This window comes from Cellulomonas rhizosphaerae (assembly GCF_003470205.1).
GTDB lineage: Bacteria > Actinomycetota > Actinomycetes > Actinomycetales > Cellulomonadaceae > Cellulomonas > Cellulomonas rhizosphaerae.
This window is the reverse complement of sequence record NZ_QWKP01000089.1, coordinates 1-6,329: the sequence shown is the minus strand read 5'-3', so window position 1 is coordinate 6,329 and position 6,329 is coordinate 1. Positions and strand designations below refer to the sequence as shown.

The window sequence follows — 6,329 nt, the reverse complement described above, 5'->3', positions numbered from 1 at the left end:
GGGCCCTCCGCCGATGCGCCCGCGGCGGACCGTCGGACCGACGTCCGCGGGGCAGCGGTTGTCCCCGGCTTCGTCGACTCCCACACCCACCTCGTCTTCGCGGGCGACCGCTCCGCGGAGTTCGAGGCCCGCATGGCCGGCACGCCCTACACCGGCGGCGGCATCGCGACGACGGTCGCGGCGACTCGCGCCGCCTCCGACGACGAGCTGCGCGCCCGCCTGCGGGCCCTGGCCGACGAGGCGCGCGCCCAGGGGACCACGACGATCGAGATCAAGAGCGGCTACGGCCTCGACGTCGACACCGAGGTCCGCCTGCTCCGCCTGGCCCGCGAGGTCACCGACGAGACCACGTACCTCGGCGCCCACGTCGTCCCGGCGGGGATCGACCGCGCCACCTACGTCGAGCTGGTGACGGGGGAGATGCTGACCGCCTGTGCCCCCCACGCGCGGTGGGCCGACGTCTTCTGCGAACCGGCGAGCCCGGTTGCCTTCGACGGCGACGAGGCGCGCGCCGTCCTGGAGGCCGCGCGATCGGCGGGCCTCGGGTTGCGCGTGCACGGCAACCAGCTCGGCCACGGGCCCGGCGTCCAGCTCGCCGTCGAGCTCGGCGCCGCGAGCGTCGACCACTGCACGTTCCTCACCGAGGAGGACATCGCCGCGCTCGCGGGCACCGATACGGTCGCGACCCTGCTGCCCGGCGTCGAGTTCTCGACCCGCTCGCCCTACCCGGACGCGCGCAGGCTCCTGGATGCGGGCGTCGAGGTCGCGTTGGCCAGCGACTGCAACCCCGGGACGTGTTTCTCCACCTCGATGCCGCTGATGATCGCGCTCGCGGTCCGCGAGATGGGGATGACGATCGCCGAGGCCCTGCGCGCGGCGACGCTCGGCGGCGCGCACGCCCTGCGCCGGGACGACATCGGCCACCTGCGCGTCGGTGCGCGGGCCCACCTGGCCGTGCTCGACTCCCCGACCTACCGCCACCTCGCCTACCGCCCGGGCGTCCCGATCGCCCGGGGCGTTTCGCTGTAGACAGCCTGCGTAGGCTCGTGTTGACAGCGCATTCAGGGGAGAGAACCGCGATGGACGAGCGGGACGAGCATGTCGATCAGGCGGAGCGCGCCGCGCGCCGGCGCCTGATCGACGAGTCAATCGAGCGTCACGCGGAGCTCCTGCGGCGCCTCGCGGCCTGAGCGGTCACGGCCTCGGACGCTCCGCGTCCAGTTCGTCTATCGGGCACTGCGTGAGGTCGCCCGCGCAGCGGGGGACCAGGCCGAGATCCCCAGCGTCCCGCAAGCCGGGGTCTCGTCGATGTCGAGCGTGCGGTCGGTCGCGCTGCAGTCGGTCGCAGTTCGCGCGTCGCAGGCGGAGCCCCAGTGACGAACGGCGAGAACGCCGGGGCCGGGGGGCGATGCGCTACGGCGAGCCCAAGTCGAGGGCGCAAGCCCGATCGGCGCGGAGAGGTCATCGGGGCGACCCGGTTCCGGCACCACTCGTCGGCAAGTCTCGACGAACCGGACTCTTGACACGATTCGGACACCGGGACCTATCGTGGGGGTACTGCAATAACGCAGGAATGCTTACTAATTCAGCGTCAGGGAGACCCCCATGCCCCGTCCCCGTCGTTCGTCCATGATCGCCGCCGTCGCACTCGCTGCGGCCGCGGCCCTCGTCGTCCCGCAGTCCGCGCAGGCTTCACCGTCGAAGCCGCACCCGGACGCCCCCAAGAAGGTCGTGACCGCCTACTTCGCCGACTGGGACGTCTACGGTCGCGGCTACTACGTCAAGGACATCCCCGTCGACAAGCTCAACGTGATCCAGTACGCGTTCGGCGTCCCCAAGTACGACCCGGCGACCGGGGCCGCGAGCTGCGACGTGCTCGACCCGTGGGCCGACTACCAGCAGGTGTACTGGGGTCCGGAGAACACGGTGGACGGCGTCGCCGACAACCCGTCGAACCCCGACCAGCACCTGTTCGGCAACTTCAACCAGCTGCAGAAGCTCAAGGCGGCCAACCCGCACCTCAAGGTCGAGATCTCGCTCGGCGGCTGGACGAAGTCGACGTGGTTCTCGACGCTCGCCTCGACCCCTGAGCTGCGCAAGTCCTTCGTCTCGTCGTGCATCGACACCTTCATCAAGGGCAACCTGCCGGGCGGCGGCTGGCCCGAGAACGCCGGGGGAGAGGGAGCCGCGGCCGGGCTTTTCGACGGCATCGACATCGACTGGGAGTACCCGACGCAGGTCGCCGACGGCAACGTCAACGTCGGCCCCGCCGACCGGCACAACGCGACGCTGCTCGCCGCCGAGTTCCGCAAGCAGCTCGACGAGTACGGCAAGACGACCGGCAAGCACTACCTGCTCACCGCGGCGCTCCCGGCAGCGACGAGCGCGAACAAGTACTTCGAGCTCAAGGCGATCTCGAAGTACTTCGACTGGGACAACGTGATGACGTACGACTACAACGTCGCGAGCGGCCCGAAGGCGTCGCACAACACGCTGTTCACGCCCGACCCGCGCGACCCGAACGCCAAGAACCTCACGTGGAACACGACCGGGACCGTCGCGTACTACCTGCTCAACGGCGTGCCAGCGAACAAGATCGTCGTGGGTGTGCCGTTCTACGGCCAGCAGTACCTGCGCACCTCGACGAAGAACAACGGGCTGTACTCGGCGTTCGACAACACGGGCACGGACTCCAACTCGCTGGTCGTCGACGTCGCCCCGCAGCCGACGTACCACGCGCTGGTCGACGAGGGCGGGTACGTGAACTCGGCCGGCACTGTCGGGGGCAAGGGCTACCAGGCGTTCTGGAACCCGCTCGCCGGTGAGCCGTACCTGTTCAACCCCGCCGCGTCGCACCCGAACCTCACGACGGGCGCGGCGACCGTGCCGACCCTGATCGCGTTCTCGAGCCCCAAGTCGATCGGGGAGCGGACCAAGCTCGTCAAGGCGCTCGGCCTGCGGGGCGCGATGGCGTGGGAGATCAGCCAGGACTCGAACGACCACGCGCTCATCAACGCGCTGGCGCCGATCCTCAAGTAGGGCTCAAGTAGAGCCGGCAGCGGGGCCGTCCGTCACGGGGCGGCCCCGCTCAGCTCGACCACCAGCGGCACCTCGGTGGTCGCGGCGACGACATCGGCGACCGACACCCCCGGCGCGCACTCGCGCAGCACGAGGCCGGCAGGCGTCACGTCGAGCACCGCGAGGTCGGTGATGATCCGGTCGACGACCCCGACGCCGGTCAGGGGCAGCGTGCACGCGGGCAGGATCTTTGCCGACCCGTCGCGGGCCACGTGCTCCATCAGCACGACGATCCGGCGCGCGCCGTGGACCAGGTCCATCGCGCCGCCCATGCCCTTGACCATCTTCCCGGGGATCATCCAGTTGGCGATGTCCCCGCCCGACGAGACCTGCATCGCCCCGAGGATCGCGACGTCGACCTTGCCGCCGCGGATCATCGCGAACGACAGCGCGGAGTCGAAGAACGACGCGCCCGGCGCCACCGTGATCGTCTCCTTGCCGGCGTTGATGAGATCGGGGTCCACATCCGCCGACGACGGGTACGGCCCGGTCCCCAGCACTCCGTTCTCCGACTGCAGCACGAGCTCGACGCCGGGCGGCACGTAGTTCGGCACGAGCGTCGGCAGGCCGATCCCGAGGTTCACGTACGAGCCGTCCTCCAGCTCCAGCGCGGCGCGCATCGCCATCTCCTCGCGCGTCAGGCTCATGAGACCGTCCTCCGCTCGATCCGCTTGTCCTCCGCCTCGGCGGGCGTCAGCGGGACGACCCGGTCGACGAAGATGCCCGGCAGGTGGATCGTGTCGGGGTCCAGGGACCCGACCGGGGCGAGGGTCTCGACCTCCGCGATCGTCACGGCGCCCGCGGCCGCGCACAGCGGGTTGAAGTTGCGGGCCGACGCGTGGAACACGAGGTTCCCCAGCCGGTCGGCGGCCGCGGCGCGCACGAGCGCGTAGTCCGCGGTGATGGCCTGCTCGCGCACGAACTCGTGCGCGACGCCCCGCACCGTGAACGTCTCGACCGGTTTCGGCGGGGACGCGACGACGACCGAGCCGTCGGTGCCGTACCGCCACGGCAGCCCGCCCGACGCCACGAGCGTGCCCACGCCGGTGCGCGTGTAGAACGCCGCGATCCCGCTCCCGCCTGCACGAAGACGCTCGGCCAACGTGCCCTGCGGGGTGAGCTCGACCTCGAGCTCGCCGGCCAGGTACTGCCGGGCGAACTCCTTGTTCTCGCCCACGTACGAGGCGATGATGCGCCGGATGCGACCGGCCTGCAGCAGCAGGCCGAGCCCCCAGTCGTCCACGCCGCAGTTGTTGCTGACGACCTCCAGGTCCGTGGCCCCGGAGTCGAGCAGAGCGTGGATCAGCACGCTCGGGATACCGCACAAGCCGAATCCACCGACCGCGAGGGTCGCCCCGTCGGGGATGTCGGCTACCGCCTCGACGGCGGACTGGACGACCTTGTCCATCGCTGCCTCCTTGTCGACGAGGTCATTGTGCTCCGACGTGTCGAGGCTCGCGCGAGGCGGTGCACGGGGATACCTTGGCGGGACATCAGGCAATGGGGCCTAGCTTCACAAGAGCGACGGCTCCGCCACCCAGACGGAGCGAAACATGTTGCGTTCAGATGTGTCACCCGGCCGCGCCCTGCCCGCCGCAGGCCCCAGCGCCGACGATCTCGTCCAGCTCGTGACGCCCGACGGCGTGCGCCACGAAGATCCGGTCTACGACCTGATGGTCACCGACGTGGACGACGAGCAGCTGACCGACCTCTACGAGGACATGGTCGTCGTGCGCCGCTTCGACACCGAGGCCGTCGCGCTCCAGCGGCAGGGGCAGATCGGCCTGTGGCCGCCGCTGCTCGGCCAGGAGGCCGCGCAGGTCGGCTCGGCCCGTGCGCTGCGCACCGACGACTTCGTGTTCACCAGCTACCGCGAGAACGGCGTCGCGTACTGCCGCGGCGCGCAGCCGACCGACCTCGTGCGCGTCTGGCGGGGCACGGCCCTCACGGGCTGGGACCCGCGCAGCATCGGCATGGCGACGCCGCAGGTGATGGTCGGCGCGCAGTCGCTGCACGCGACCGGGTACGCGCTCGGGTGCGCCAAGGACGGCGTCGACTCGGTCGCGGTCGCGTACTTCGGCGACGGCGCGACCAGCAAGGGCGACGTGCACGAGGCGATGGTCTTCGCGGCGAGCCTGGCCGCGCCGGTCATCTTCTTCTGCCAGAACAACCAGTGGGCGATCTCCGAGCCCGTGGGCCTGCAGGCGCGGCGCCCGATCGCCGACCGCGCGCCGGGGATGGGCATCCCGAGCATCCGCGTCGACGGCAACGACGTCCTCGCGGTGCTGGCCGCCACCCGCATCGCGCTCGACCGTGCGCGGCGCGGCGACGGGCCCACGTTCATCGAGGCCGTGACGTACCGGATCGGCCCCCACACGACGTCCGACGACCCGACGCGGTACGTCGACGCGGCCGACGAGGCGTCGTGGGCGGCCAAGGACCCGATCGCCCGCCTGGAGCGGCTCCTGCGGGCGCGCGGCGCGTTGTCCGACGAGCGCGCGAGCCGGATCGCGCAGAAGGCCGACGCGTTCGCGGCCGCGATGCGCGAGGGCTGCTACGCGCTGCCCGACCCGGATCCGCTGAGCATGTTCGACGACGTCTTCGTCGAGCGTCCAGCCGCGCTCGAGCGCCAGCGCAGTCAGCACGCCGCGTACCTCGCGATGTTCGAGGGCGGCGAGGACCGGTGACCACGATGACCCTCGTCGGGGCCCTCAACTCCGGCCTCCGGCACGCGCTCGACGACGACCCGACCGTGGTGCTGATCGGCGAGGACATCGGCCGGCTCGGGGGAGTATTCCGCGTGACCGACGGCCTGCAGCGCGACTTCGGGGCCGACCGCGTGATGGACGCGCCGCTCGCCGAGGCCGGGATGATGGGCGTCGCCGTCGGGCTCGCCTACCGCGGGTTCCGGCCCGTCGTCGAGATCCAGTTCGACGGGTTCGTCTACCCCGCGATCGACCAGCTCGTCACGCAGGTGGCCCGCATCCACTACCGGACCGCGGGCGCGGTCCGGATGCCCATCACGGTCCGCATCCCGTACGGCGGCGGGATCGGCGCGGTCGAGCACCACTCCGAGTCGCCCGAGGCGTACTTCACGCACACGCCCGGCCTGCGCGTGGTCACCTGCGCCAATCCGCAGGACGCGCACACGATGATCCGGCAGGCGATCGCGTGCGACGACCCCGTCGTGTTCCTCGAGCCCAAGCGTCGGTACTGGGTCAAGGGCGAGGTCGACGAAGCCCTCGCCCTTG

General features: G+C 71.2%; 6 protein-coding genes. 4 read left to right on the top strand and 2 right to left on the bottom strand.

Translation table 11 applies throughout. From position 1 onward, the window contains the following. Together hutI and D1825_RS01715 are read left to right on the top strand one after the other, a co-directional pair. Positions 1-1,029: imidazolonepropionase (gene hutI, locus D1825_RS01720; RefSeq protein WP_118765774.1), on the top strand; the 1,029-nt coding region annotated here is incomplete at its 5' end. Positions 1,030-1,605: 576 nt separating this feature from the next. Further along, on the top strand, positions 1,606-3,039 hold the full coding sequence (locus tag D1825_RS01715; protein WP_118765773.1) for a glycoside hydrolase family 18 protein: 1,434 nt from the start codon (positions 1,606-1,608) through the stop codon (positions 3,037-3,039). Between the two features lie 32 nt (positions 3,040-3,071). Here D1825_RS01715 and D1825_RS01710 read toward each other — a convergent pair whose 3' ends face one another. Further along, positions 3,072-3,725 carry a 3-oxoacid CoA-transferase subunit B gene (locus D1825_RS01710; protein WP_118765772.1) on the bottom strand — a complete coding sequence of 218 codons (654 nt, stop codon included), beginning with the start codon at positions 3,723-3,725 and terminating at the stop codon, positions 3,072-3,074. Beyond that, entirely contained in the window at positions 3,722-4,486 is a 765-nt protein-coding gene (locus D1825_RS01705; RefSeq protein ID WP_118765771.1) for a CoA transferase subunit A, read from the bottom strand. Before D1825_RS01705 ends, D1825_RS01710 begins: the two co-directional genes overlap by 4 nt. A gap of 145 nt (positions 4,487-4,631) precedes the next feature. On the opposite strand from D1825_RS01705, the gene pdhA reads away from it, so the two are divergent. Continuing rightward, a complete protein-coding gene (pdhA, locus tag D1825_RS01700) occupies positions 4,632-5,765 on the top strand; it encodes a pyruvate dehydrogenase (acetyl-transferring) E1 component subunit alpha (RefSeq protein ID WP_118765770.1) in 1,134 nt (377 codons plus the stop codon). A gap of 5 nt (positions 5,766-5,770) precedes the next feature. Beyond that, on the top strand, positions 5,771-6,329 hold a 559-nt coding region (locus D1825_RS01695; protein ID WP_407643287.1), incomplete at its 3' end, for an alpha-ketoacid dehydrogenase subunit beta.